Genomic DNA, 24,490 nt, shown 5'->3' with positions numbered 1-24,490 from the left:
GGTCCTCCGGGGGGGCCGCGCCCGCCGGGCGCCTCCCCGCGCGCCCGGGAAGCGGCACTGCCACGGGAAAATGCCGCCGCTCAGCCCAGGCGCCCGGCCCGCTCCTCCAGGTACCGCCGCTCCGGCACGCTCCCCGTCCGCGCGGCCGCCCGCAGGTAGTGCTCCCGCGCGGCCGCGGTGTCCCCGGCCCGCTCCAGCAGGTGCGCCCGGAAAGCGGCACTGTCACGGGAAAGTGCCGCCGCCGCGCTCAGCCCAGGCGCCCGGCGCGGGCCTCCAGGTACCGCCGCTCCGGCACGCTTCCCCTCCGCGCGGCCGCCCGCAGGAAGTGCTCCCAAGCGGCCGCGATGTCCCCGGCCCGCTCCAGCAGGTGCGCCCGGAAAGCGGCACTGCCACGGGAAAATGCCGCCGCCGCGCTCAGCCCAGACGCCCGGCCCGCTCCTCCAGGTACCGCCGCTCCGGCACGCTTCCCGTCCGCGCGGCCGCCCGCAGGTAGTGCTCCCGCGCGGCCGCGGTGTCCCCGGCCCGCTCCAGCAGGTGCGCCCGGACGGCGTCCAGCCGGTGACTGTGCTTCATCCGGCTGTCCCCGGCGATGGAATCCAGCAGCTCGAGCCCGCGGGCCGGGCCGTCGACCATCGCCACGGCGATGGCCTGGTTGAGCGTCACCACCGGGCTCGGCGCCAGCTCCTGCAGCACTTCGTACAGCCGCGCGATCTGCGCCCAGTCCGTCGTCCCGGTGCTGGGTGCTTCGTCGTGCAGGGCCGCGATCGCCGCCTGGACCTGGTACACGCCCACCGGGCCGCGGCCCAGCACCGCGCGCACCAGCGCCGCGCCCTCGGCGATCGCCGCCCGGTCCCACCGGTCGCGATCCTGTTCGGCCAGCGGCACCAGCGTTCCGCCGTCACCGGTGCGTGCGGGACGGCGGGCGTCGGTGAGGAGCATCAACGCCAGCAGCCCGGCGACTTCCCCGTCGTCCGGCCGCAACGCCCGGACCGCCCTCGTCAGCCGGATCGCCTCGCGCGCCAGCTCGGGCACGTGCAGGTCCGTTCCCGACGTCGCCGTGTAGCCTTCGTTGAAGATCAGGTACAGGACCTGCAGCACGACGGCCAGCCGCGCGGCGTAGCCGTCCCCCTCCGGCTCGCCGAAGGTCGAGCCCGACGCCGCGATGCTCTCCTTGGCGCGGGTGATGCGGCGGGTCATCGTCGGTTCCGGGACGAGGAACGCCTTCGCGATCTGCGCCGTCGTCAGGCCACCCACCGCGCGCAGCGTCAACGCCACCTGCGACGGCGGGGACAGTGTCGGGTGGCAGCACAGGAAGAGCAGTTGCAGCGTGTCGTCCTCGTCCGCCACGGCGTCGGCGCCGGCGGCTTCCCGCGCCGCGACGGACTCCTCCCGGCGACGGCGCGCGCTCTCGCTGCGCCAGTGGTCGGTGAGCCGTCGCGTCGCGACCGTGACCAGCCAGCTGAGCGGGTTGTCCGGTACGCCGCCGTCCCGCCACTGCAGCGACGCCGCGAGCAGGGCTTCCTGCACGGCGTCCTCGCACGCGTCGAACTGCCCGTACCGGCGCACGAGCACGCCCAGCACCCGCGGGACGAGCGGGCGGAGCAGCTCGCCGACGTCCGCGTTCACCCGCCGGTGAACTCGGTTTCGGCCTCGGCGTCGGCGAAGAACACCACCGGCCGGACTTCGATCCCGAGCCCCTCGATCTTCGCGTCCGGGATCATCGCGGCCACTTCGTACGCGCGCTCCCGGCTGGCGCACTCGACGAGGTAGTAGCCCGCGAGGAACTCCTTCGACTCCGCGAACGGGCCGTCGGTGACCGCCGGCAGGCCGTCCTTCACGCGCACCACCGCGCTTTCCGCCGGGGCGGCCAGCGCCTGGGTGCTGATCATCTCGCCGGACTCCCGGATCCGGCGGATGAACTCGCCGTGGCCGGTCATCACCTCCTCCCTGGCCCGCTCGGACAGGCCCGCCCAGACGTCCGGGTTCATGTGCATCGCCAGCAGGTACTTCATCGCGCCTCCCCGCATCGGTTCCCGCGAAACATAGCCGATCCGGCACCGCAACCTGTGAGTGGTCGCCGGCATCGCCGCAGGAGCAGCATCGACCTTTCACCATCAAGCACCCCCCCAAAGGAACACCCCATGCAAGACGTGCACTCCGCCCTCGTCACCGAGGCGGACGCCCTGGCGGACCTCATCCGCGACCACGAAGGGCGGGTGATGCTGCCCGTCGGCCGGGCGATCACCGGGTACCTGGCCGAGCTGACCGTCGTCGCGCGCCGGATCGTGCTGGGCGTCGAAGGCGAAGAAAGCGCTTCGGCCCCCCGCGTCACGAACGCCGGCATGCTCGGGGACGCCGTGCTCGCCTGGCTGTCGGAGCACCGCAAGGCCACCGAGCTGCTGGCGACCGCGCACGAGGACATCCCGTGGCCGGGCGGCCCGATGCGCCCGTCGGTACTGGCAGCCGCGCTGCTCACCGCCTTGTTCGCCCGTGGCCAGGACGTCGCCGACGTGCTCGGGATTCCGTTGCGCCGCAACGACGAAGTCGGGCACGTGGCCTACTACGGCGTCCGCACCCGCGACGAGGTCTACGAGGGCCACGGGGAGCCGCCGTCCGGGTGGTTCCGGTACGAGCTCGTCGCGCCGTCGGGCGAGCGGTGGGAGTTCGGCCCCGCCGACGCGCCGGACCGGATCACCGGCCCCGCCGTGGACTTCTGCCTGCTGTTCACCGGCCGCCGCGCGGCCGCCGACCTCGATGTCGCCGCCACGGGTGCCGAAGCCGTCCGCTGGGTCGAGCTGGTGCCCGCGCGCCGCAATCCCCTGTGGACGTCCGAACTGGACTGACGGCTATTCGAACCGGCCCGGGTCGCCGGCACCGCGGCGGACCACTTCGGCCTCTCCGGACGAGAAGTCGACCACCGTGGTCGGTTCCACGCCGCACTCCCCGGAATCGACGACCGCGTCGAGGACGTGGTCGAGCTCCTCCTTGATCTCCCAGCCCTGGGTGAGCGGCTCGGCCACGTCCGGCAGCAGCAGCGTGCTCGACACCAGTGGCTCGCCGAGCTCGGCCACCAGTGCCTGGGTGACGACGTGGTCGGGGATGCGCACGCCGACGGTCTTCTTCTTCTCGTGCATCAGCCGCCGCGGCACCTCCTTCGTCGCGGGCAGGATGAACGTGTAGCTGCCCGGCGTCGCCGCCTTGATCGCGCGGAACACCGCGTTGTCCACGTGCACGAACTGGCCGAGCTGGGCGAAGTCCTGGCAGACGAGGGTGAAGTGGTGGCGCCGGTCGAGCCGCCGGATCGAGCGGATCCGGTCGAGACCGTCCGGGTTGTCCAGCCGGCACCCCAGCGCGTAGCAGGAGTCGGTCGGGTAGGCGATCAGGCCGTCCTGCCGCACGAGGTCGGCGATCTGGCCGATGGCCCGTCGCTGGGGGTTGTCCGGGTGGACGTCGAAGTACCGCGCCATGGCGTGAGCCTAGGCCCCGGTCCCGCGGGCCGCCCGGCGACGTCTCCCACCTTGCCGTGACCGGGCCTCAGGTGGTGACCGCGTCCCCTCCTCCGACGGAGAATCCTCGGGTGCGACAGGAGCTGTCGCCGAGGAGGCGAACATGACCCAGCCGGCGCTGCCCGATCCCGCCCGCACCGGGCCGCGGCCCGGCCTCGCGGCGTGCCACCGGGTGCCGGAGGCGCGCCGGCCCGTGGCCGGTTTTCACCCACCGCAACCGGGATTCGTCGTGCCCGGCCGCGGCCCGGCGGCCCGTTCCGCCGTGGACGACGGGACCGGCTCCCGCGCGATTCCCTCGGAGGCGGGCGATTCCGGCGTCACCTCGGGCCGATCACCATGCCACACCGTGGTTTCCGGGCCCTCGCCGACGTCCCCGTCGGCCCGTGGCCGGACTGGACCAGTATTGGACCAGTAGGCAGCCGCAGGACCGAAACCCGCACCGTACGGCCACTTCTTCGCTGTCATGACGAGCCTGTCATGAGATAGGATTCCGCGGAGCATGCACACCGAGTTCCGCCCGGACCGCACTGCCGGCTCCGGGAACCGCCGACCCGCCGGAGGACCGAAGCCGATGTCTCCGGGAGCCGTGCCGAGCCGGCCGGAAGCGTTGAACGCGGTGACCGAGCCGCGGGGTACCAGTGTCGTCGACCGGCGGCCGAAGCTGGCCGCCTACCTGGCGGCGGCGATGATCACGATCGTCGTCGCGGGGTTCGGGTTCGTCCTCCTCGCCAGCCTGATCCCGCTGGCGATCACCCCGTTCGAGGTCGGCTACGCGATCGGGGCGGTCGCCGTCCTGCTCGCGATCCAGCTCCTGCACTACAGCAGGCCGTCGGTCCGGCTCGACTCCACGCCGAGCAAGCTGCTGCTGATCGTCCTGGCCGTGCTCGGGTACGTGCCGGTGCTGACGTTCGAGTCCGCGTGGGCCGCGATGCCGGTTTTCTTCGGCAGCGCGGTGCTGCTCGTGCTGCGGCCCCGGTTCGCGTGGCCGCTGTTCCTCCTCAACCTCGTCGGCGTGCTGTGGATCGAGCTGCTGTACGACCCACCGCTCCTGGTGGCCTACACGCTCGAGGGCGCGGCGTTCTACAGCCTGGCCTTCTACCTGCTCACCCGGCTCGCCCGGATGATCCGCGAGCTGCACCGGGCCCGGACGGAGCTGGCCCAGCGCGCGGTCGCCGAGCAGCGGCTCGCGTTCGCCAGGGACCTGCACGACCTGCTCGGCATCAGCCTGTCCGCCATCGCCCTGAAGGGTGAGCTGGCGCGCCGCCTGCTGCGGAAGTCGAGCGAGCAGGCGCAGGCCGCGCTGGCCGAGATGACGGCCACGGCGCAGCGCACGCTGGCCGACGTCCGCGCCGTGTCCCGCGGCTACCGCGAGCTGTCGCTGGAGAAGGAGTTCCGCACGGCGCAGTCCCTGCTCACGGCGTCCGACATCGCCGTGCGGGTGCACGTCGACCAGGCCGAGCTGCCGGTCCAGGCCCGCACGCTGCTGGCGAAGGTGCTGCGGGAGGGCGTCACCAACGTGCTGCGCCACAGCGACGTCGAACACTGCGAGATCGACGTCCGGCGCCGGCGCGACGGGGTCAGCCTGGTGATCGTCAACGACGGCGTGGACCTCGAGCAGCTGCCGGCCGGCTCCGAGCTGCTGGCCCGCCTCCCCGACGAGGTGGCGGCCCTCGGCGGCACGGTGACGACCGGGACCGGCGACGACGGCCGCTTCCGGCTCCGGGTCGAGCTGCCGCTCCCCGACCAGGTCGAGCCGGTCGCCGCGGCGAGCGAAGCCGACGAGCAGGCGTTCGCCGAGTCGCGGCGCATCCGCGTGCTCCTGCCAGTGGTGTTCGGGCTGCTCGGCGTGGCCGCGGTCCTCCACGTGCTGCTGCTGACCACGAACGTCTGGCACATCGCCATGGTGGTCGGTTCCGTGGCGGCCCTGCTGACGCTGCAGTTCGCCTACTTCAACCGGCCGACGACGCGGCTGCGGTCGGGGCAGAGCATCGCGATGCTGTTCGTCCAGGCCTGCCTGATCTACCTCCCGCTGCTGCCGCTGCAACACGACTGGGTGAGCCTGCCCCCGCTGCTCATGGGGTGCGGCCTGCTGGTCCTGCCCCCGGTGGCGGGCTGGCTGCTGTTCGCCGCGAACACGGGCGTCTACCTGTGGCTGCAGTACATCGCCGGGCAGGCGGGGCAGGACACGTGGTACGCGATCCTGTTCTCCACCGGAACGGTGATGACGGCGCTGATCGTGTTCGGGATGCTCTGGCTCGTCCGGCTGGCGGCCGAACTGGACCACAGCAGGCGGCGGCTGGCCGACATGGCGGTCGCCGAGGAGCGGCTCCGGTTCGCCAGGGACCTGCACGACCTGCTCGGCATGAGCCTGTCGGCGATCGCGCTGAAGAGCGAGCTGACGGCCAGGGTGCTGCCGCTCGACCGCGCCCGGGCGACGGAGGAACTGCAGGAGATCCTGGGCTTGACGAGGCAGGCGCTCGCGGACGTCCGTTCGGTGGCCAGCGGTTACCGCGAACTGTCCCTGGACAGCGAGTCGAAGTCCGCCCGGTCGGTGCTGGCGGCGGCCGACGTCCACGTCCGGATGGAGATGCTGCAGGACGAGCTGCCGGCGCCGGTGCGCACGGTACTGGCCGTGGTGCTGCGCGAAGGCGTGACGAACGTGCTCCGCCACAGCAGTGTCGAGACGTGCGAGATCGCGGTGCGGCGCATGGACGGGGGCGTGACGCTCGAGATCGTGAACGACGGTGTCGACGGCGCGGGCCGCCCGGCGGCCAAGCCGGCATCCAACGGGAACGGGCAGTCGGGCGGCGGCAGCTCGGGCAGCGGCATCGGCAACCTCGCGCACCGGGTCTCCGACCTCGGCGGCGAGCTGACGGCCGGGGTGGCGGACGACGGCCGCTTCCGCCTGCGCGCGGTCGTGCCGGTGTGAGCGGGTCCGGCACAGCCCACTGATCGCCGGAAGCCGCCCGAGGCGATCCGGCGAGGGCCTCGCCTGCGCCTTGCGGCCGTGGTCCCCGGGACCGAGGCACTTCACCGGTGGTCCTGACTCGAAACGCCCGGCGGCCAGGATCCGCGTTCGGCCACCACAGCCGGCCCGGCACCGGACGGGCTCGTGGCGACAGCGGCCGGGGACAGCGGTCAGCGCCGCGCGGGCCTCACAACCACCCGGACTCGCCCGCGATGCGGATCGCGTCCACCCGGTTGCGCGCCCCCAGCTTGGCCACCACCGTCGTCAGGTAGTTGCGCACGGTCCCCGCCGACAGGAACAGCCGCGCGGCCACCTCGACGGTCCCGTACCCGTGGGCCGTCATCCGCAGCACGTCGAGCTCCCGGGCCGTCAGCGGGCAGTCCACGCTGTCCCAGGCCGCCAGCGCGAGGTCGCCGTCCACCATCCGGCGGCCGGCCACCACCCCCCGCACCGCGTTGGCCAGCTTGTCCGGCGGTGCGTCCTTCAGCAGGAAACCGCTCACCTTGGCGTCCAGCGCCCGTCTCAGCGTCCCGGGACGCCCCAGGCTGGTCAGGATGAGGGTCCGGCACCCGGGCAGCTGCTCGTGCAGCTCAGCGGCCGCGGTGAGGCCGTCCTTGCCCGGCAGGTCGATGTCGATGATCGCCACCTCGGCGGCCGTCGAGCGGGCGGCCGGGAGGATCTCCGTCCCGGAGGCCACCTCGGCCACCACCTCGATGTCGGATTCCAGCCGGAGCAATGCCACCAGCGCGCCGCGGACGATGTGCATGTCTTCGGCAACGAGCACTTTGATCACGAGGGCGCCTCCGCCTTCAAGCACAGCCCAAATCCCCCAGTACCCCAAGTTAAACATTCCGGCCGAGTTCCCGGTTGGTCCGTTCGGGGCGTCCACGGGGCCGATATGCGACCTCGCCGGGACAAACTCGCGAAAGACAGCGCATTATGCGCTCGCGCCACTACCACACGTAAGGCAAACTGCGGGTTTGCCTTTTCGTTGGAGATTTTCCGGGTCGGGTCGCTGTCGGACGTGCCACGAAGCGACGGAGACGGCCACCCGAGCGCACGGGCGCTCAGGTGGCCGGGGCTCGCCACCGTGCGGACCAGCGGCGATACTGGTCCGGACCAGTTAGGCCGCCAGCGCGGCCTCCTCCACCTGAACGGCCATGGTGGTGCAGATCGTCGCGCGGACCACAACGTCGCCGGGCGGGCGGTCGAACCTGTCGATGACGAGGCCGGAGTTGATGGCCCGAACCTTTTCGACCTCGATTCCCAGGTCGGCGAAAATTGCGTCGACGTCAGCCGAAAAACGAACAGACATTGTGTACTCCCCAGCGGCGAAGATGAAAGGCTTGTGTGCCATAAATAGTCCGCCGACGGCCCGCCGTGAGCCAGTGCCCGCATCACCGGGGCATCGTGCTTTATGACTGCTCCAGGCAGTCCTGGACATACCGCAAGATGGAGTAACCAGGGCGCGTTTCACCGCCCGTTCGGGTGATGCCCGTCACGGTACGGGGTCGTCTTGCCGCTTTGAGCGACGAGATCGTCACGCTGTCACCCCTCCGCATGCCCGCTCACAGGCCGTCTCTAACCAACTTCGAGCACCCTGTGTGAAACGCATTCCCACGCCTATGCAAAACGCATATCCACGCTCGGTGAAATCCATTCGGAACGGTGCACAGAGCACTTAAGAAGTAGACGGGTTCCGACCTACAGTTCTGCCATACCAATTTTCCGGCGCCGAACGCGTCCGCAGGGGGACGCGGGTCGGCGGACACCGGTGACGGGAGGGACGGCCACCATGGACGAAATCGTGCGTCAGGCCGTGGCACGAGCCATCATGACCATGCGCGACAACCTGGGCGAGCGGCTCACCATCGACGACCTGGCCCAGGCCGCGATGTTCAGCAAGTTCCACTTCACCCGGGTCTTCCTCCGGGCGACCGGGCTGTCCCCCGGACGGTTCCTGTCGGCGCTGCGGCTGGCCGAGGCCAAGCGGCTGCTCGCGACCACCACCATCTCGGTGGCCGACATCAGCCACCAGGTCGGTTACAACAGCGTCGGCACGTTCAGCGCGCGGTTCAGCGGCAGTGTCGGCTTCTCGCCGACCGGGTACCGGCAGCTGCGCGGCACCCGCCCGGAGATCGTCGAACGGACACGCCAGGTGAGCTCCGAGGCGACCGTGCGCGGGCACGTCCGGCGCCCGCCGGGCACGGAGGCCGGTCCGGTGTTCGTCGGGCTGTTCCCGGCGAAGATCGCCGAGGGCGCGCCGGCGCGCCACGTGATCCTGCCGGGCGCCGGCCCGTACACCCTCACCGACGTGCCGCTGGGCTCGTGGTACGTCATCACGCACGCGTTCGGCGTCTGCGCGAACGACGACCGCGGGCTGCGGCCGCTGACCGGGCTGGCGGGCCCGGTGACCGTGTACCGGGGGGTGGCCGCGAGCCTGGCCGACGTCCGGCTGCGGCCGCGGCAGGGTTTCGACCCGCCGGTCCTGCTGGCGCTGCCCGACCTGCGCCCCGCCGTCCCGGTCCGGCACCCGGTCGCGGTTTGAGGCTCGGAGGGTCCCGCACGGGGTCCGGGAATGGGATTCCCCACCCCCGTGCGGGAGCCGCGCCGGCACCGCGGGCCGGCATTTCGGCTGCCGATTCACCCCCGCGCCCGCGGAGAGCGACCGGCGAATCCGACGGCGCGATCGTCCGGTGACGTACAATTCCGCGCGGGGGAAAGGCTCGACTGGGGGAAGCGAGGAACGACGTGATCAGAGTTCTTCTTGCCGAAGACATGGACATGGTCCGCGGTGCCCTCGTCGCTCTGCTGAGCCTCGAATCCGACATCGAGGTCGTGGCCGAAGTGGACTCCGGTGACGAGATCCTGCCTGCGGCCAAATCGACCCGGCCCGACGTCGCCGTCATCGACATCGACCTGCCCGGCAAGGACGGGCTGACCGCGGCCACCGAGATCCACGAGCACCTGCCGCAGTGCCACACGCTGATCCTGACCAGCCTCGGCCGCCCGGGCACGGTCCGGCGCGCGCTGGACGCGAAGGTCAACGGCTTCCTGCTCAAGGACGCGCCGTCGGACAAGCTCGCGAACGCGGTGCGGTCGGTCGCGGTCGGCAGGCGGGTGATCGACAGCGAGCTCGCGCTGTCCGCGTGGGAAGCCGACGACTGCCCGCTCACCCCGCGTGAGCTGGAAATCCTCGCCCTCGCCGCCCGCGGGCGCAACGTCGCCGACATCGCGGCGGACCTGTTCCTGTCCCCCGGCACGGTGCGCAACTACCTGGCCGCGTCGGTCACCAAGCTCAACGCCCGCAACCGGGTCCACGCGATCAGGATCGCGACTGACGCCGAATGGCTCTGAGCGGGCCGAATCCCCTCCGGACCCCGAACGGCGCCAGCGGGACTCCGGCGTGCAGCAGGTGCGTCCCCCCTGGCTGGGTGCCGGCCGTCAGTTCCCCGCCGAGCAGGCCGACGCGGTGCTCGAGGTTCCGCAGCCCCCAGCCGCGCTCCTCCCCGCACTCCGGGGACCCGCCCGGCAGGACGCCGTCGTTCGCCACGCGCAGCCACGCCTCGTCGCGGTCCGCGCCGATGGCGAACTCGCACCAAGACGCCTTGCTGTGCCGCACGACGTTGGTGACGCTCTCGCGCAGGACCGTGGCGAACGTCGTGGCCACCGCTTCGGGGAGCTGATCGGGCAGCACGCGGTCGAACCGCACGGTCACCCCGGCCGAGGTCAGCACGGCGGCCGCGGCCGCGCACTCGTCGGCCAGGGACAGTTCCCGGTGCCCGGCCGCCACCGAACGCACGTCCGCGAGCGCCTTGCGTGACATGGTCACCAGCTCGGTGAGCTCCTGCTGGGCCTGCGCCGGCTGGGTGTCGACCAGGCGGCGGACGAGCTCGACCTTCAGGGTGATGGCCGACAGGCTCAGCCCCAGCAGGTCGTGGGTGTCCCTGGCGAACCGCATCCGCTCCTCGGCGACCACCTGCGCGGCGAGCGTCCGCCTGCCGTGCTCGCGCTCGGCGGCCAGGCGGACGAACCAGGCGAGGCCGAACACCGCGACCGCGGCGACCGCGGTCAGCGCCGCGCCGTGCAGGCCGTCCGGGACGGACTCCCCGGGCGCGCCGGCGTCCGCGGACAGCAGGCCGACGCCGCTCGAGACGACCACGAGGACCGGCAGCGACACCACCGGCCTGGCGACGAGCAGCACGCTGCCCACGAAGAAGCTGCTGAGCACGCTCCACGCGACGCCCAGCTGCAGCACCGGCACGAGCCCCAGCACGGCTTGCAGCACGAGCGCGGGCCCGCGGAACCGGATGCGCCCGTACCCGAACCCGACCAGGTGGACGGCGACGAGAGCCACCGCGTACCCGGCCGCGGCCAGCGAGACGGGCCACGACCGCACCTCCCGCAGCGGCCCCAGCAGGCCGAGCAGTCCGATGCCGAAGCAGACCCCGGCGTGCACGGCGTAGACGCGCCGAGCCGAGAAGGCCCCACTCGGTGTTCGAGCAACGGTGTCCGTGCGCGACCAGGTTGCTCCGTCCGCCGAGCGAGGATACGGCGACCGGGCTCTTGCGTCAGGCATTCTCGCAGTAGCAACCACCGCGGCGCCTCCCCAGAAACGCTGGCACTTCCCCAGAACTGCAATCTAACAGCCGTTCCGGGAGATCCGGGTCGCCACCTCGGGGGATTTTCTCCGGCGACCGGACCCGCGCGCCCCTACTCCGGGAAGTCCAGCACGCACTCCCCCACGCTGACCTCGGCCGGCCACTCCAGCTTCAGGGCCCGGTCCACCCGGTCCCCCGAATCGACCGGCACGGCGTGCGCCGCCAGCCCCATCGCCCTGGCCGCCAGCGAGAACACCTGCTGCAACGCGCCCAGGTGCAGCAGCGTGGTCGCGTAGGCCGCGCCGCCGAGCACCCACGCGACCCGGGCCATGCGAGCCGTCATCGTCAGCAGGGCCGAAGGACGGCGGTGGCTGCCCGCGGCGATCATCGCCATCTCCAGCAGGCTGTCCAGTACGCCCGCGTCGTCGTTGACCAGCGTGAGCGTGTGCCAGAGCGGGTCGTAGTGGTAGATGCCCCGTTCGAAGTCGGTGGACCGGTTGATGCCGACGTAGATCTCCAGCTCGTACAGGCAGGCCACGCTGAAGTACGGCCGCTGCGACGCCTCGTGCGACGGCCCGCCGGGCAGGTGGGCCGGGCCGACCGAGCGCACCCGCGCGGAGCGGTACAGGAATTCGCCGAGCTGGCGCGCCGACAGCGGCCGTTCGCTGAACTCCGGGCAGGAGTGGTCGGCCTCCAGCAGCGCGGTCAACGACGGTTCCGCGCCTTCCCGCAGGTCCGGCCGGGGCAGCGGGAAGGTCGGCCCCGCGGTGACCGGCTTGGTCACCGGTGGCTCGGCGCCGGTCCGGCCGGCGCCGGGCTCCGGCGGCGGGCCCTTCTGCCAGGTCCGGCTGCGCGCGTGGAACATCAGGTCGTCGTGCGACCAGGTCGCCATGCCGGAGTCGCCGTGCTCGGTGAACCGGCCGTCGGCGTCACCGAGGAGCACGACCCCGGCGGCGACGAGGAACCCGACGACGTCGGCGACCACCGGCTCGGCCACGCCGGTGGTCACGGCCAGCTCCTCGACCGTCGCCGGGCTGGCCAGCGCGGACGCGATCAGCACCGCCGGCGGGCGCAACAGCGCGACCTTGTACCGGGCGCCGGGGGACTCGGCCAGCAGCGCTCCCTCGTCGGCCCGGAGCGCCGTGAACCGCGACAGCCGGACCTGCCGCCCGGCCGGCAGCGGGCCGTCGGGGAACACCGGGAACTGCGTCACCGGGATCGCCGAGAGCACCGGCCCGCGGCCGTCGTTGAGCGCCAGCGAGTGCACCACCGAGCCCGACAGCCTGCCGAGGATCCGGCGCAGGGAAAGCCGCCAGTCGTCGCTGCCCGCCGCCTCGCCCGAGACCGCCAGGTTTGCCATCGACACCGGCCCGAGCGCGAGCCTGCCGAGGGATTCGCGCACCCCGTCGGCCGCGCCGGGGAAGTCGTACTCGCCCCACCACGTGATCGCCACCAGTGACCCGTCGTCACCCGCTTCGATCAGCGTGTCCTCGGTCAACGACCACAGGCGGACCGTTTCCGCGTGCCCTTGCGGGCTCTCGGCAGCCAACGCAAACTCCTATATTGACGACGAAACCGCCGTTCGATGCACGCAGTGTGCTACAGGAACATCGGGAAGGGATTGAGCCGCTCGTACGGGGTGGGCTCGGCGAGCCGGCCCAGGCGCACCGGGACGTCGAACAACCGGCCGGGAGCGTAGCGTGCCCAGAACGGCCGGAGCCCGGGTGCCACTACCTTGACCACCGGGAGGCCGACGTCGGGCCGGGTCTGGTCGAGCACGAGCAGCTCGCTGCCCGCGGTGGCCACCACCTTGGCCAGCGCCTCGATGTCGTCGCGCACGTCCGGGCGGTGCACGAAGCCGAAGTCGGCCACGGTCCGCGTCCGCTCCCCGGCGGCGGGCCGGAGGTAGGGCTGGTTGGCGACGGTCGCGTACCGCAGCCACCGGGCCGCGTCCGGGTCGTCCACGTCGTGGCCGAACACCTCGACGTCCGGGATCATCTGGTTCAGCTCGGTCACCGCCCGCCGCAGGGCGATCCGCGGGTCCAGGTGCGCGCCGAAGCCGAACATGATGTGCTCGTGCGGGCTGTCCGTGCGGCGTGACACGGCGACGAACACCGGCACCCCGAGGTCCGACGTCAGGTCGAGGGCCCACAGCTCCCGGTGCAGCCCGGCGTAGTTGCCCGCCATCTCGTCCAGCCAGCCGTCCGCGAAGGAACCGAGGTCGACCCCGGGCATCGGCGTGCGGTTGTACCACCAGAGCGCGACGGCGTCCCGCTCGACGAGCTCGAGCGTGCCCTGGAGGACCGCGTCCTCGAGGCTGCTCCCGGCCGCCGCGCCGTTGGAGTCCGGGTGCAGTCCACGGACGCCGCACGCGGCGGGAGCGCCGTAGTAGAGGTACCCGGTGGGCAGCAGCCGCCGCCGCCCGGACAGTGACCAGACCGGCGTCCAGTCGATCGGCGCCGCGGGGTCGAACCGGCGGGGGACGTGCTGGAACAGGCCGTGGGCGGCGTTCCAGGCGGCTCGCTCGCCGTACTGCCGTTCGGAGAAGAGCATGCAGTCGTTCGGGTGCAGCGCCTCCGCGCCGAGCTCGTCGAACGACGCCCGGATGCGCAGCTCGTCGCCCTGGTAGTTGCCGGAGAAGCGTTCGACGGCCTCGCAGAGGGCACCGACCTCGGCGTCGATCGGGGTGACACCCTTGCCGCCGTTCTCGCTGCGCAGCCCGGCCTGCATGCCGTTCACCCCGGTCACGCCGCGGGCCACGTTGTAGCCGGACCGGTAGACGTTCGCGAACGACGGCGCCGACGGGTCGGGCCGGACGTCCCTGATGATCCCGGTGACCGGGCTGACCAGGTGCCGGTAGCGCGCGAGCGTTTGCGCCGGCGTCGCGGTGCGGTGCCCACCGCCGGTCGAGGTCGTCTTGCGGGCGGGCTCGAGCCGGATCGGCTGGGCCGCGCGCGCGGCCACCAGCGTCGCGTCCCCGCATTCGGGGCACTGCGGACGGCGGCGCAGTTCGTGCAGCTTGCCCTGCAGGTCCAGCGTGTCGAGCACCCAGACGCTCTCCTGGCCGCCGTGCCGGTAGCCTGCCAGCCACTTGCTCGCCTCGAGCGCGATCAGGTGCGCCGCCGCGGCGGTCAGCGACGGCAGCGCGGCGGCCGGCCGGCGCGCGGGGCCTTCGTGGCCGAGCAGCTCCTGGGCGCAGGCCTCGGCGTGCCGGTGCCCCCAGAGCCGGTTCGTCAGGCAGTGCCAGCACGCCGACTCGCCGGGCCGCAGGATCGGCCCGATCCACACCTGCGCGGCGAACGGCCGGGCCAGCAGCCACGGCCGGCCGGTGCGCCGGTACTCGGCGTCGAGCTCGCCCAGCCGCGGGTCGAGGTAGTCCGTGCACAGCACGATGCTCAGGTCGGCCTCGTCGGCCGCCGCACCGGCCGGGGCGACCCCGAGGCCGGCGTCGGCGAGCGCGCGTTCGACCGGCCGGGTGTCGACGTCGTCGCCGACGGCCAGCAGCCGGACCTCGCGGCGGGAGTCCCGGGAGGTGGCCGAAGCGGCGTCGACGCCGCACGCGTCCCAGTACGCGAGCTCCCGCTCGTCGGCGGCCGGCCCACAAGCCGGGCGCACCGAAACCAGCCCGGCGTCCACCAGCTCGGTCACGATCGCGGCGACCTCTTCCGGGGTCATCCCGGCCGGACGGGCCCGCAGCACCTCGGCGAGCTCACGGGTGCCGTCGAGCAGCGGCGCGAGCGACTCGATGCGCGCCCCGCGCATCGCTATGACACCCTGTTCGGAGAACAGGTACGCGCCCTTGCCGGCGCGGACCTCCGCGCGCAGGTGGCGCTTGAACGCCAGCACGGGTGTGCCGGCGGCCGGCGGCGCCGAGGAGCGCGTCCGGTGCGGGGCGGGTTGCACGGCCGATCCGCTCATCTGGGCTCCTCAAGTCCGTGCGCGCGATCCGAGAACCCGGATTCTTCTCCGGCGCGCCGACCTGCGGCCAGTGCGCCGCACACCGAACCGGACGTGCGAAATGCATGTCGATTCGCGCGGAACGCATGTGGGGAGGGTGCACCGCGCACTGGTCCGCGCCGCGGGTGGTTCGTCAACCTGGATCGCGAGGGCACAGCCGGCGCGGGCGACCACCCGGCCTTCCGACCGAGACCACAAGTGAGGACCGAGTATGACGACCACTCGCACCTATGGACAGTTCTGCGGCCTCGCGCGTGCCCTCGAGATCATCGGGGAGCGCTGGTCCATGCTGGTCATCCGCGACCTGGTGCTCGGCCCGAAGCGGTTCACCGAGCTGCAGCTCGGCCTGCCGCGGATCCCGGCCAGCATCCTCTCCGCACGGCTCAACGAGCTCGAGCAGGCCGGGGTGATCCGCCGCCGCGTGCTGGCCCAGCTGGACGCCGCCCTGGTCTACGAGCTCACCGAGTACGGCAGCGAGCTCGACCACATCCTGCTCGACCTCGGTCTGTGGGGGGCCCGGTCGCTCGGGCACCCCAAGGACGACGACGTGTTCACCAACGACGCCGCCATCCTCTCGCTGTACACGACGTTCCAGCAGGACGCCGCGGCCGGCGTCCACGTCACCTACGTGCTGCGCCACCACGACTCGCTGATCATCCACGCGATGGTCGAGGACGGCACCCTCAAGGTCGGCTCGGGCGACCACCCGGCCGCCGACCTCGTCATCGAGCCGCAGGGCCCGGAGCTGATCGACCTGGTCAACGGCCAGCTCACCGCGTCCGAGGCGCTGGCATCGGGCCGGGTGCGGATCGAGGGCGACTTCGCCCACCTCGAGCTGTTCACGAAGCTGTTCCGGATCCCGCCGAAGCCGGAGCTGCCGGAGGGCATCGCCTTCCACTGACATCCACGGGCTGAGCGGCGGAGGCCGGCCGGGCGCGCAGGGGGCGCTTCCGGCCGGCCTTCCGCCTGAGCCCGGCGAAAATGGGCAATCCGGAGTAACGGCACCGCCGAACCGGCCCTTTAAGGTTTGAGCAGCCGATCTTTCGGCTCTGTCGAGAAGGGGCAGACATGTCGACCTCCGAGTTCGTTCGGCCGGCCGGCTTCCTGGGGACGTTGAACGGGAAGTACCACAACCGGGCCCTCGCCGTGTTCATGGTCATCGTCATCGCGCACTGGCTGGAGCACATCGTGCAGGCCATCCAGATCTACGGCTTCGGCTGGCCGACCTCGCGCGCCAGGGGCGTGCTCGGCATCCCCTTCCCGTGGCTGATCTCGCAGGAGTGGCTGCACTACGGCTACGCACTGGTGATGCTGGTGTTCCTGTGGGCCCTGCGCCGCGGGTTCGCGGGCCGGTCGCGGCAGTGGTGGAACCTCGCGCTGGGCATCCAGTTCTGGCACCACTTCGAGCACCTGCTGCTGTTCATCCAGGCCCAGAGCGGCTGGCGGCTGGCCGGCTCGAAGGTGCCGACCAGCATCATCCAGCTGCTCGTGCCGCGCGTGGAGCTGCACCTGTTCTACAACACGATCGTCACCATCCCGATGGTCGTCGCCATGGTGCTGCACCGGCGTGCCTCCGCCGCCGAGCGCGAACTGACCGGCTGCTCCTGCGGCGCGCCGCGGCCGCCGGTGCTCGCCACGTCGTGAAGCGGGCGCTGGCGCTCCTGGCGCTCCTCGCCGGCTGGTTGCTGGTCAGCGCCACCCCGGCGTCGGCGCACGTCGAAGTCCTCTCGTCGACCCCCGGTGACGGCGCCCGCCTGAGCGCGGCGCCGTCGCTGGTGACGATCACCCTCTCGGAGAACATCGGGATCCAGCCCGGGTCGATCAAGGTCGTCGACCTCGGCGGCCGCCAGGTGGACTCCGGGCCGGTGTTCCAGCCCGGCGACGCCGCCGAGCAGGTCGGGATCCGGCTGCGGCCCGGCCTGCCGGACGGCAGCTACCTGGTCGAATACGCCTTCGTCTCCGCCGATTCCCACCCGGTGCGCGGCACCTTCGCGTTCGTGGTCGGCAGCGGGCCGCTGGTGACGTCGGCGGGCGCGGTGTCCGCGGCCACCGGCACCGACGCGGCGGTGGACGCCGCCTCGACGGCGGTGCGCTGGCTGGCGTACCTCGGCGTCGTGCTCCTCGGCGGGCTGGCGTTCCTGGTGGTGTGCCGCCCGGCCGGCCGCACCGACCACCGCGCCCGACGGCTACTGTCGGGCGGCGCCGTGCTGGTCGCGGCGGCGACGGTGGCGGCGTTGCTGCTGCAGGGCCCGTACGCGGCAGGCCGCGACCTCGAGGCGGTGTTCGACACCGGGCTGCTGGCGGACACCCTGCGCGTCGCGTACGGGAAACTGCTGCTGCTGAGGCTGGTGGCGGTGGCCGCGTTCGCGGCGCTGGTGCCCCGGCTGCTGCGGCCGTCGCTGCCGGAGCGGCTGCGTTCCCGGTACGAGAACCTGGCCATGGTGACGGGGTTCGTCGTGCTGCTGACGTTCTCGGCCACCGGCCACCCGGTGACGGACCCGATGATGTTCTTCTCGGTCTCGGCGGACCTGGTGCACTTCGGCGCGATCGCCGTGTGGGCGGGTGGCCTGGTCCAGCTGGCCCTGTGCCTGATCCGCCCGGCGCCGGGCGAGGACCCGGCCCCGGCGGCCGCCCGGTTCTCCCGCATGGCGGCGATCGCGGTGACGGCGATCGCGCTCAGCGGCGCGGTGCTGGCGCTGCGCATCATGCCGTCGCTGTCCACGCTCTGGACGACCCGGTTCGGCCTGCTGGTGCTGCTCAAGGTGGCGGGCTTCGCGCTCCTGCTGGCGGTGGCGAGCCGTTCGCGCCGGGTGGTGCAACGCGGTTTGGCGGCCTCGGAGCCGGCGGGGGCGACCACGGTGACGGCGGACCTGCGCCGCCTGCGCCAGGCGGTGGTGGCGGAGGTGGTGATCAGCGTGGTGGTGCTGGCGCTGGCGGCGCTGCTGGCGGTCACCCCGCCGGGCGGCTGACCGAACCCGGCTCCGCCGCGCCGGACGGCTGAAGGCTTGCGTGCCGCACCTCGCACTCGGCCGCCGTCTCGGCGTCGGTGGGCCAGGCGGTCGGGGCGCAGGCCGCGCGGGCCCGGGCCGACATGCCGCTGCTTCCCGCCCGCCACGCCGCGGCCGGCCTCACACTCCCGGCCGCGGCGGCGGGGCGAACGGCCCCCAGCTGAACGCGGGGAGCCACGGCCCCGGGTCCGCGGTCCACTCCAGTGCGGCCAGCTGGGCGAGCGAGCGCCGTCCGGCCAGGGCGCGGTACAGCTCGTGGGCCGGCGCCGTCACCTCGGCCGCCGCGCGCCCCGCGCCCGCCTTCCACGCCGAGCCGTCCGTCGCCCGGAGGCGCAGCGGGGGCAGGCCGCGGCTCTCGACCGCGCCCGAGAAGCCCCTGACCAGCACTTCGAAGCTCGATGCCCGGGCCGCGTGCTCGACCGGCGGCGCCACGTCCAGCGCCGCGCACAGGTCGAGCTCGTGCGTGTACGCGTCCATGACCATGACCTCGCCGCTGCGCCCGCCCGCGTCCGCGAGCCTCCCGTCGAGCTCGGCGCCGACGTGGTCCCAGCGGTCGAGCAGCTCCGGCACCGTCGGCTCCCCGGCCGGGGGCGGCGGGGTGCCGCCGTGGCGCTCGAGCACGCGCCCGGCGATGACGGTGAGGTGATCGAGCAGGTCGATGACGGTCCATTCCGGACACGCCGGGACCGGCCGCCGGTGCGTGTCCGGCCGCCCGTCGAGCAGTGCGCGAACGCCGCGCCGTACTGCCGGGTAGCCCACGAAGTCCGGTGCCGGGTCCGGCCGAGTCGCTGTCACAGTTTCCCCCCACCCTGGCACGGGATCGGTGCTCCCGGCCCAGTATGCCGTGGTGACGCGCGGCCGGTTCTTCCCGGCTGCCGCGGGCGTGCGTCGCCGAAGAGCCGATTTCCGAGGACGGGCAACGGATCGCGACCGGGCTCCGGGGCACGTCCACCGGCCGCGGGGAACCGTTCGACGAATGATCGCCCGCCCGGGGGGCGCGCGGCGGCGGGTTTGCGGCACACTGGGGTGGCCCGTGAAATTCCCCGATGCCGCAACGAAATCGCGCGGCGGGGGAGAAACCATCCAATTCGGAGGTGACGCATGGCCCCCGGCGGCGGCGAGGACGTGGCGCACACCCAGCCCGAGTTCGACCTGGCGTGGCGCGGTTTCCAGCGCGCGCAGGTCGCCGAATACGTCGAGTGGGCCGAGGCCGAGATCCGCAGGCTCACCACCGAACGCGACGCGGCGCGCCATCGCGGGGCCGCGCTCGCGGAGGAGAACCGTGAGCTCCGCGTGAAGATCGACCGGATCAGCATGACCCCGATCCCGGCGGACGCCCTGCAGGAGCGCGCACGCCGGATGATCGAGCTGACCCGCGAGGAAGCGGCGGAAATCACCGCGCAGGCAACGGAAACGGCCGACCGGATCCGGCGCGAGGCCGAAGCGGAGGCCGTCCGGCTCACTGAGAAGGAACGCCGGCTGGTCGCCGAGGCCGAAGCCGAAGCCGAGCGACGGCGGCTCGAGCACGAGGAGTCCGTGCGCGCGGCCGAGCAGCGCCGCCGCGAGCTCGACGAAGCCGCGGCCCACCGCCGCGCCGAGCTGGAGGAAGACCACAAGCGAGCCATGACGGTCCGCCGCGCCGACGCGATGCGCGAGCTCGCCGAGCAGGAGGCGACGGCCCGCGCGAAGGCGGCACAGCTGGTCAAGACGGGCGAAGCCGATCTGGCCGCGGCGCGCGAGAAGGCCGCGCAGGTGGTCGCGGACGCAAAGAAGCAAGGCGAAGCCCTGGTCAAGACCGGCGAAGCCGAACTCGCCGCAGCCCGCAAGAAGGCCGCCCAAGTAGTCGCGGACGCAAAACAGCAAGGCGAAGCCCTGGTCAAGACCGGCGAAGCCGAACTGGCCGCCGCCCGCGACAAGGCCGCCCAGCTGGTCGCCGACGCGGCCCGGCACGGCGAGACCCTCGTCGGAGCCGCCCAAGGCGAGGTCACGACCCTGCACGATCTCCGCGACCAGCTCCAGGCCAGCCTCACCGGCTGCCGCGCGCTGCTGGCCGATGCGGCGGTGGCGCTCGACGAACACCCCGCCCCGTTCGACCCGGAAGCGACCTTGCCGATGTCGAAGCGAGTGCCCGTCCAGCGGCGCTCACCGGCGGATGACCTGACCGACGCCGTCGGTTGACGCACGCCGCTCCGGTCCGGCGCCGGCCCGCCGTGGCCGCCGCGGTGGTGCTCCTGGCCGCGTCGACGACGCTGGCCAACCGGGTGCTGCCCGGCTGGGCGTACCCGCTGTGCGGCCTGGTCGCCGCGCTGCTCCTGGTCCTGCTCGCCCGCTGGGCCGGCTGCACCTGGCGTGACCTCGGCCTCCGCGGCTTCCGCCGTCCGGCGCTGGTCGGCTTGGCCGGCGCGGGGCTGGTGGCGGTGCTGTTCGGGATCGCGCTGGCGGTGCCGGCGCTGCGCACGGTCTACCAGGACGGCCGCGTCGGCGACCCCGACTTCGGCCAGCTGCTGTGGCTGACCTGCGGCCGCATCCTGTTCGGCACCGTCCTCATCGAGGAGGTGGCCTTCCGCGGCGTCCTCCCGGCGCTGTTCGGCGCGGACGACGACCACTGGCGCTGGCGGCCGATCCTGCTGGCCACGACCCTCTTCGGCCTGTGGCACGCCCTGCCGGCCCTGGCGATCGGCCGCAACGCTGCGGTGCACGCGGTGTTCGGTTCGACCCCGGTGGTCGTGCTGCAGGTCCTGGCGATGGCCGCGGCGGGTGCGGTGGGGATCGTGCTGCACTGGTGGCGGCACGTGGGCCGCGGTGTCCTGGCGTCGGTCATCGTGCACTTCACCACCAACGCGGGCGGCCTGACGCTGGTGGTGCTGGTGCGCTGAGCTACGAGCGGACCAGCCGGGCGATCGCGTCCGACGCTTCCCGCACCTTCAGGTCGGCTTCCTCGCCCCCGGCCGCCGCGGCCTGGACCACGCACGTCGCCAGGTGCTCGTCCAGCAGCTCCAGCGAGAACGACTGCAGCGCCTTCGTCGCCGCCGAGACCTGGGTCAGGATGTCGATGCAGTACTTGTCCTGCTCGACCATCCGCTGCAACCCGCGGATCTGCCCCTCGATCCGGCGCAGGCGCTTCAGATAGGCGTCCCGCTCGCTGCCGTAACCCGTCATCGCCCACCCGTCCCGTCGTCGGCTCTCCTCGCCTTCGACTATACCCTCCCGGGGTGTCAGCGGAACCGGCGCAACCGCAGGCTGTTGCTGACCACGAACGCCGACGAGCAGGCCATCGCCGCTCCCGCGATCATCGGGTCGAGGAAGCCGAGCGCGGCCAGCGGCAGCGCCGCCACGTTGTAGGCGAACGCCCAGAACAGGTTGCCCTTGATCGTCGCCAGCGTGCGGCGGGCCAGCCGGATCGCGTCGGCCGCCGCGCGCAGGTCGCCGCGCACCAGCGTCAGGTCGCTCGCCTCGATCGCGGCGTCGGTGCCGGTGCCCATCGCCAGGCCCAGGTCGGCCTGGGCGAGCGCGGCCGCGTCGTTGACGCCGTCGCCGACCATCGCCACCACCCGGCCCTCGGCCTGCAGCCGCTTGACGACCGCGACCTTCTCCTCCGGCAGCACCTCGGCGACGACCTCGTCGATCCCCGCCTCGGCCGCGATCACCCGCGCGGTGGCGGCGTTGTCGCCGGTCAGCAGGATGGGGGTGAGACCGAGTTCGCGCAGCTCGGCGACCGCCCGCGCGGACGTCGGCTTGATCGTGTCGGCGACCACCAGGTGCCCGCGGACCTCGTCGTCCCAGCGCACGCCGATCCCGGTGCCGTCGGCGCGCCCGACCTCGACGGTGCGTCCTTCGACGACGCCGGTCACGCCGACACCCGGGGTGCTGCGGAAGTCCGTGACGGCGGGGAGGGCGCCGAACCGCTGTTTCGCCGCTGCCGCGATGGCGCGCCCGATCGGGTGCTCGGACGCGGCCTCGACCGCGCCGGCCAGCCTCAGCGGCTCGCCGCCGCCCTCGACCAGCGTCATCCGGCCGGTGGTCACGGTGCCGGTCTTGTCCAGGACGACCGTGTCGATCCGGCGCGTGCTCTCCAGCACCTCGGGGCCCTTGATGAGGATGCCCAGCTGCGCGCCGCGGCCGGTGCCGACGAGCAGCGCCGTCGGCGTCGCCAGGCCGAGCGCGCACGGACAGGCGATGATCAGCACGGCGACCGCGGCGGTGAACGCCTCGTCCGGCCGCCCGCCGGTGGCGAGCCAGACCACCAGCGTGGCCAGCGCCGCGAACACGACCAGCGGGACGAACACCGCCGAGACGCGGTCGGCGAGCCGCTGGACCTCGGCCTTTCCGCTCTGCGCCGCCTCGACGAGCCGGGCCATCTGCGCCAGCCGGGTGTCGTCGCCGACGCGGGTGGCGCGCACGAACAGCCGGCCGCCGGCGTTGACGGTGGCGCCGGTGACCGCGTCCCCCGGCCCGACCTCCACCGGCACCGGCTCCCCGGTGAGCATGCTGGTGTCGACCGCGGAGCCACCTTCGGTGACGACGCCGTCGGTGGCGACCTTCTCGCCGGGCCGGACGACGAAGACGTCGTCCACCCGCAGGTCGCCGACGGGGACCAGGTGCTCTTCGCCGCCGCGCAGCACGGTGACGTCCTTCGCGCCGAGGTCCATGAGCGCGCGGAGGGCCGCTCCGGCGCGGCGCTTCGAGCGCGTCTCGAAGTAGCGGCCGGCCAGGATGAACGTGGTGATCGCGGCGGCGACCTCGAAGTACAGGTGGTGGTGGCCGCCGCCGAAGAACAGCGCGTACAGCGACCAGGCCACGGCCGCGACGACACCGAGCGAGATGAGCGTGTCCATGGTCGCGGTGGCGTGCCGCAGGTTGACCGCGGCGGCGCGGTGGAACGGCCACGCGCCCCACGTCACGACCGGAGCCGCCAGGGCGAGGGAGACCCACGGCCAGGCGCCGGGCTGCCAGGCCGGCACCATCGCGAGCACGACCAGCGGGACGGTGAGGGCCGCGGAGACCAGCAGCCGGGTGCGCGGCGTCTCCTCCGGTGTCTCCCGCTCGGGGAGCCGCGCGGAGTAGCCGGCGGCTTCGACGACGGCCCTGAGGTCGTCGACCGACAGCCGGCTCGGGTAGCTGACCTGCGCCTTTTCCGTGGCGTAGTTGACCGTCGCGGTGACGCCGTCGACCTTGTTGAGCTTGCGCTCGACGCGGGCGGCGCAGGACGCGCAGGTCATCCCGCCGATGGCGAGCTCGACGTCGGCCATCACCCCGGCGGCGCTCATGCGACCAGGCGGTAGCCGGCCTCGGTCACGGCGGCGGCGACCGCGTCGGTGGTCAGCGGCGTGTCACTGGTCACGGTCACTCGCCCGCTCGCCACGTCGACGTCCACGCTCCGGACGCCGTCGAGCTCGGAGACCTCTTCGCGGACCGACGTGGCGCAGTGCCCGCAGGTCATGCCCTCGACGGTGTAGGTCGCTTCGGCCATTTCCCGCTCCTTTCGTCTCCTTCCTTTATACCCATCGGGGGTAGGGGTTCCCCATCGGGGGCCGTCAGACTCGCGGCATGCGCAAGCTCTACGCGATCGGGATCGGGGCCGGTGACCCGGAGCACCTGACGGTGCAGGCGATCGACCGCCTCAACCGGGTGGACGTGTTCTTCGTGCTCGACAAGGGCGACGAGAAGGCGGACCTGGTGCGGCTGCGGCAGGAGATCCTCGACCGGTTCGTGACGCGGGAGTACCGCGTGGTGCTGGCCACCGACCCGCCACGCGACCGCACGCCCGCCGACTACCGGGCGGCGGTGGCCGACTGGCACGCGGCGCGCGCGGAGGTCTACGAGTCGCTGATCCTGTCGTCGCTGGGGCCGTCCGACGTCGGTGCGTTCCTGGTGTGGGGCGACCCGGCCCTGTACGACAGCACGATCGCCTTGATCGAGGCGGTGCTGGCGCGGGGGAACGTGGCGTTCGAGTACGAGGTGGTGCCGGGGATCAGCAGCATCTCGGCCCTGGTGGCCCACCACCGGACGACGATGAACCAGATCGGGCGGGCCGTCCAGCTCACCACCGGCCGCCGGCTGGCCGCGGGCTGGCCTTCGGGGGTGGACGACGTGTTCGTCCTCCTCGACGCGCACACGACCTTCGACCGCTACGTCGACGAGGGCCTGCACATCTTCTGGGGTGCCTACGTCGGCACGCCGCAGGAGATCCTGCTTTCGGGCCCGCTCACGGCGGCGCTGGCCGAGGAGATCCGGCGGGTCCGGGCGGAAGCGCGGGAACGGCACGGCTGGATCATGGACACGTGCCTGCTGCGTCGGCCGGTCCGGGAATGAAGAAAGGGCCCCGGGAGACGTTTCCGTCTCGACCGGGGCCCTTCCATTTGGTTAAGTTCGGCGGTGTCCTACTCTCCCACAACCCTTCGGTTGCAGTACCATCGGCGCTGTCAGGCTTAGCTTCCGGGTTCGGAATGG

At 72.7% G+C, this 24,490-nt stretch carries 22 protein-coding genes, 1 rRNA gene and 1 pseudogene; 10 read left to right on the top strand and 14 right to left on the bottom strand.

From position 1 onward, the window contains the following. Positions 1-80: 80 nt before the first annotated feature. From ABZX11_RS47120 to ABZX11_RS47110, 3 genes and pseudogenes are all read right to left on the bottom strand, one after another. Positions 81-215, bottom strand: a pseudogene (locus ABZX11_RS47120) (RNA polymerase sigma factor); the annotation flags it as partial. A 199-nt stretch (positions 216-414) separates the two neighbouring features. Continuing rightward, positions 415-1,626 carry a DUF6596 domain-containing protein gene (locus ABZX11_RS47115; protein ID WP_354925500.1) on the bottom strand — a complete coding sequence of 404 codons (1,212 nt, stop codon included), beginning with the start codon at positions 1,624-1,626 and terminating at the stop codon, positions 415-417. Then, positions 1,623-2,012: a YciI family protein gene (locus ABZX11_RS47110; protein WP_176171975.1), complete on the bottom strand. Its 390-nt coding sequence runs from the start codon at positions 2,010-2,012 to the stop codon at positions 1,623-1,625. The genes ABZX11_RS47115 and ABZX11_RS47110 overlap by 4 nt, the downstream gene beginning before the upstream one ends. Before the next feature lie 129 nt (positions 2,013-2,141). Between ABZX11_RS47110 and ABZX11_RS47105 the strand changes: the two genes are divergently transcribed. Next, on the top strand, positions 2,142-2,843 hold the full coding sequence (locus ABZX11_RS47105; protein WP_176171976.1) for a maleylpyruvate isomerase family mycothiol-dependent enzyme: 702 nt from the start codon (positions 2,142-2,144) through the stop codon (positions 2,841-2,843). Between the two features lie 3 nt (positions 2,844-2,846). Here ABZX11_RS47105 and ABZX11_RS47100 read toward each other — a convergent pair whose 3' ends face one another. Further along, positions 2,847-3,467, bottom strand: a complete 621-nt coding sequence (locus tag ABZX11_RS47100; protein ID WP_176171977.1) for an L-threonylcarbamoyladenylate synthase — start codon at positions 3,465-3,467, stop codon at positions 2,847-2,849. A gap of 610 nt (positions 3,468-4,077) precedes the next feature. On the opposite strand from ABZX11_RS47100, the gene ABZX11_RS47095 reads away from it, so the two are divergent. After that, on the top strand, positions 4,078-6,435 hold the full coding sequence (locus ABZX11_RS47095; protein ID WP_354925495.1) for a histidine kinase: 2,358 nt from the start codon (positions 4,078-4,080) through the stop codon (positions 6,433-6,435). 226 nt (positions 6,436-6,661) lie between these two features. Here ABZX11_RS47095 and ABZX11_RS47090 read toward each other — a convergent pair whose 3' ends face one another. Both ABZX11_RS47090 and ABZX11_RS47085 read right to left on the bottom strand, forming a co-directional pair. Beyond that, complete coding sequence (locus tag ABZX11_RS47090) at positions 6,662-7,267, bottom strand: response regulator transcription factor (protein WP_176171979.1); 606 nt, start codon at positions 7,265-7,267, stop codon at positions 6,662-6,664. Between the two features lie 330 nt (positions 7,268-7,597). Continuing rightward, a complete protein-coding gene (locus ABZX11_RS47085; protein WP_176171980.1) occupies positions 7,598-7,831 on the bottom strand; it encodes a hypothetical protein in 234 nt (77 codons plus the stop codon). Between the two features lie 438 nt (positions 7,832-8,269). Between ABZX11_RS47085 and ABZX11_RS47080 the strand changes: the two genes are divergently transcribed. Both ABZX11_RS47080 and ABZX11_RS47075 read left to right on the top strand, forming a co-directional pair. Next, positions 8,270-9,022, top strand: a complete 753-nt coding sequence (locus ABZX11_RS47080) for an AraC family transcriptional regulator (RefSeq protein WP_176171981.1) — start codon at positions 8,270-8,272, stop codon at positions 9,020-9,022. Between the two features lie 203 nt (positions 9,023-9,225). Next, on the top strand, positions 9,226-9,831 hold the full coding sequence (locus ABZX11_RS47075) for a response regulator transcription factor (RefSeq protein WP_176171982.1): 606 nt from the start codon (positions 9,226-9,228) through the stop codon (positions 9,829-9,831). Here the strand turns inward: ABZX11_RS47075 and ABZX11_RS47070 are convergent. From ABZX11_RS47070 to ABZX11_RS47060, 3 genes are all read right to left on the bottom strand, one after another. Continuing rightward, positions 9,800-10,933 (bottom strand): histidine kinase, encoded by a 1,134-nt coding sequence (locus ABZX11_RS47070; protein ID WP_176171983.1) that lies wholly within the window; start codon positions 10,931-10,933, stop codon positions 9,800-9,802. The genes ABZX11_RS47075 and ABZX11_RS47070 overlap by 32 nt on opposite strands. A 254-nt stretch (positions 10,934-11,187) precedes the next feature. Next, positions 11,188-12,624, bottom strand: coding sequence for a SagB/ThcOx family dehydrogenase (locus ABZX11_RS47065; protein ID WP_176171984.1), 1,437 nt, complete (start codon positions 12,622-12,624; stop codon positions 11,188-11,190). 50 nt (positions 12,625-12,674) lie between these two features. Further along, positions 12,675-14,993: a TOMM precursor leader peptide-binding protein gene (locus tag ABZX11_RS47060; RefSeq protein ID WP_354925489.1), complete on the bottom strand. Its 2,319-nt coding sequence runs from the start codon at positions 14,991-14,993 to the stop codon at positions 12,675-12,677. Between the two features lie 250 nt (positions 14,994-15,243). Here ABZX11_RS47060 and ABZX11_RS47055 point away from each other — a divergent pair, with 250 nt between their 5' ends. The 3 genes from ABZX11_RS47055 (at position 15,244) to ABZX11_RS47045 (ending at position 18,001) form a co-directional block, all read left to right on the top strand. After that, positions 15,244-15,933, top strand: a complete 690-nt coding sequence (locus ABZX11_RS47055) for a winged helix-turn-helix transcriptional regulator (protein ID WP_176171986.1) — start codon at positions 15,244-15,246, stop codon at positions 15,931-15,933. 167 nt (positions 15,934-16,100) lie between these two features. Further along, a complete protein-coding gene (locus ABZX11_RS47050; protein WP_176171987.1) occupies positions 16,101-16,676 on the top strand; it encodes a hypothetical protein in 576 nt (191 codons plus the stop codon). Next, positions 16,673-18,001, top strand: coding sequence for a copper resistance protein CopC (locus ABZX11_RS47045; RefSeq protein ID WP_354925485.1), 1,329 nt, complete (start codon positions 16,673-16,675; stop codon positions 17,999-18,001). Before ABZX11_RS47050 ends, ABZX11_RS47045 begins: the two co-directional genes overlap by 4 nt. A 159-nt stretch (positions 18,002-18,160) precedes the next feature. Here the strand turns inward: ABZX11_RS47045 and ABZX11_RS47040 are convergent, their stop codons facing one another. Further along, positions 18,161-18,835 carry a maleylpyruvate isomerase family mycothiol-dependent enzyme gene (locus ABZX11_RS47040; RefSeq protein WP_354925482.1) on the bottom strand — a complete coding sequence of 225 codons (675 nt, stop codon included), beginning with the start codon at positions 18,833-18,835 and terminating at the stop codon, positions 18,161-18,163. Positions 18,836-19,141: 306 nt separating this feature from the next. On the opposite strand from ABZX11_RS47040, the gene ABZX11_RS47035 reads away from it, so the two are divergent. After that, a complete protein-coding gene (locus ABZX11_RS47035; RefSeq protein ID WP_354925479.1) occupies positions 19,142-20,218 on the top strand; it encodes a M protein in 1,077 nt (358 codons plus the stop codon). After that, on the top strand, positions 20,215-20,916 hold the full coding sequence (locus tag ABZX11_RS47030) for a CPBP family intramembrane glutamic endopeptidase (RefSeq protein ID WP_354925476.1): 702 nt from the start codon (positions 20,215-20,217) through the stop codon (positions 20,914-20,916). Before ABZX11_RS47035 ends, ABZX11_RS47030 begins: the two co-directional genes overlap by 4 nt. A 1-nt stretch (position 20,917) precedes the next feature. Here the strand turns inward: ABZX11_RS47030 and ABZX11_RS47025 are convergent, their stop codons facing one another. From ABZX11_RS47025 to ABZX11_RS47015, 3 genes are read right to left on the bottom strand one after another with little or no spacing between them, the layout of a single operon-like run. Beyond that, positions 20,918-21,199 (bottom strand): metal-sensitive transcriptional regulator, encoded by a 282-nt coding sequence (locus tag ABZX11_RS47025; protein ID WP_043785431.1) that lies wholly within the window; start codon positions 21,197-21,199, stop codon positions 20,918-20,920. Between the two features lie 56 nt (positions 21,200-21,255). Continuing rightward, positions 21,256-23,307, bottom strand: a complete 2,052-nt coding sequence (locus tag ABZX11_RS47020; protein WP_354925473.1) for a heavy metal translocating P-type ATPase — start codon at positions 23,305-23,307, stop codon at positions 21,256-21,258. Further along, the gene (locus ABZX11_RS47015; RefSeq protein ID WP_176171993.1) at positions 23,304-23,510 is read right to left on the bottom strand and encodes a heavy-metal-associated domain-containing protein; all 207 of its coding nucleotides are present in this window, start codon (positions 23,508-23,510) and stop codon (positions 23,304-23,306) included. The genes ABZX11_RS47020 and ABZX11_RS47015 overlap by 4 nt, the downstream gene beginning before the upstream one ends. 77 nt (positions 23,511-23,587) lie before the next feature. Between ABZX11_RS47015 and cobF the strand changes: the two genes are divergently transcribed. Then, positions 23,588-24,352, top strand: a complete 765-nt coding sequence (gene cobF, locus ABZX11_RS47010; RefSeq protein ID WP_354925470.1) for a precorrin-6A synthase (deacetylating) — start codon at positions 23,588-23,590, stop codon at positions 24,350-24,352. A 55-nt stretch (positions 24,353-24,407) separates the two neighbouring features. On the opposite strand, the gene rrf is transcribed toward cobF, so the two are convergent. Further along, positions 24,408-24,490 (bottom strand): 5S ribosomal RNA (gene rrf, locus ABZX11_RS47005); the annotation flags it as partial.

The organism is Amycolatopsis sp. NPDC004169, assembly GCF_040610315.1.
Taxonomy (GTDB): domain Bacteria; phylum Actinomycetota; class Actinomycetes; order Mycobacteriales; family Pseudonocardiaceae; genus Amycolatopsis.
This window is presented reverse-complemented; position numbering and strand designations above follow the sequence as displayed.

Coding starts and splice junctions, on each gene's coding strand:
- ABZX11_RS47050 (WP_176171987.1), top strand. CDS start 16,101: ATGTCGACCTCCGAGTTCGTTCGGCCGGCCGGCTTCCTGGGGACGTTG.
- cobF (WP_354925470.1), top strand. CDS start 23,588: ATGCGCAAGCTCTACGCGATCGGGATCGGGGCCGGTGACCCGGAGCAC.
- ABZX11_RS47035 (WP_354925479.1), top strand. CDS start 19,142: ATGGCCCCCGGCGGCGGCGAGGACGTGGCGCACACCCAGCCCGAGTTC.
- ABZX11_RS47060 (WP_354925489.1), bottom strand. CDS start 14,993: ATGAGCGGATCGGCCGTGCAACCCGCCCCGCACCGGACGCGCTCCTCG.
- ABZX11_RS47085 (WP_176171980.1), bottom strand. CDS start 7,831: ATGGCACACAAGCCTTTCATCTTCGCCGCTGGGGAGTACACAATGTCT.
- ABZX11_RS47105 (WP_176171976.1), top strand. CDS start 2,142: ATGCAAGACGTGCACTCCGCCCTCGTCACCGAGGCGGACGCCCTGGCG.
- ABZX11_RS47020 (WP_354925473.1), bottom strand. CDS start 23,307: ATGAGCGCCGCCGGGGTGATGGCCGACGTCGAGCTCGCCATCGGCGGG.
- ABZX11_RS47080 (WP_176171981.1), top strand. CDS start 8,270: ATGGACGAAATCGTGCGTCAGGCCGTGGCACGAGCCATCATGACCATG.
- ABZX11_RS47015 (WP_176171993.1), bottom strand. CDS start 23,510: ATGGCCGAAGCGACCTACACCGTCGAGGGCATGACCTGCGGGCACTGC.
- ABZX11_RS47110 (WP_176171975.1), bottom strand. CDS start 2,012: ATGAAGTACCTGCTGGCGATGCACATGAACCCGGACGTCTGGGCGGGC.
- ABZX11_RS47100 (WP_176171977.1), bottom strand. CDS start 3,467: ATGGCGCGGTACTTCGACGTCCACCCGGACAACCCCCAGCGACGGGCC.
- ABZX11_RS47055 (WP_176171986.1), top strand. CDS start 15,244: ATGACGACCACTCGCACCTATGGACAGTTCTGCGGCCTCGCGCGTGCC.
- ABZX11_RS47025 (WP_043785431.1), bottom strand. CDS start 21,199: ATGACGGGTTACGGCAGCGAGCGGGACGCCTATCTGAAGCGCCTGCGC.
- ABZX11_RS47095 (WP_354925495.1), top strand. CDS start 4,078: ATGTCTCCGGGAGCCGTGCCGAGCCGGCCGGAAGCGTTGAACGCGGTG.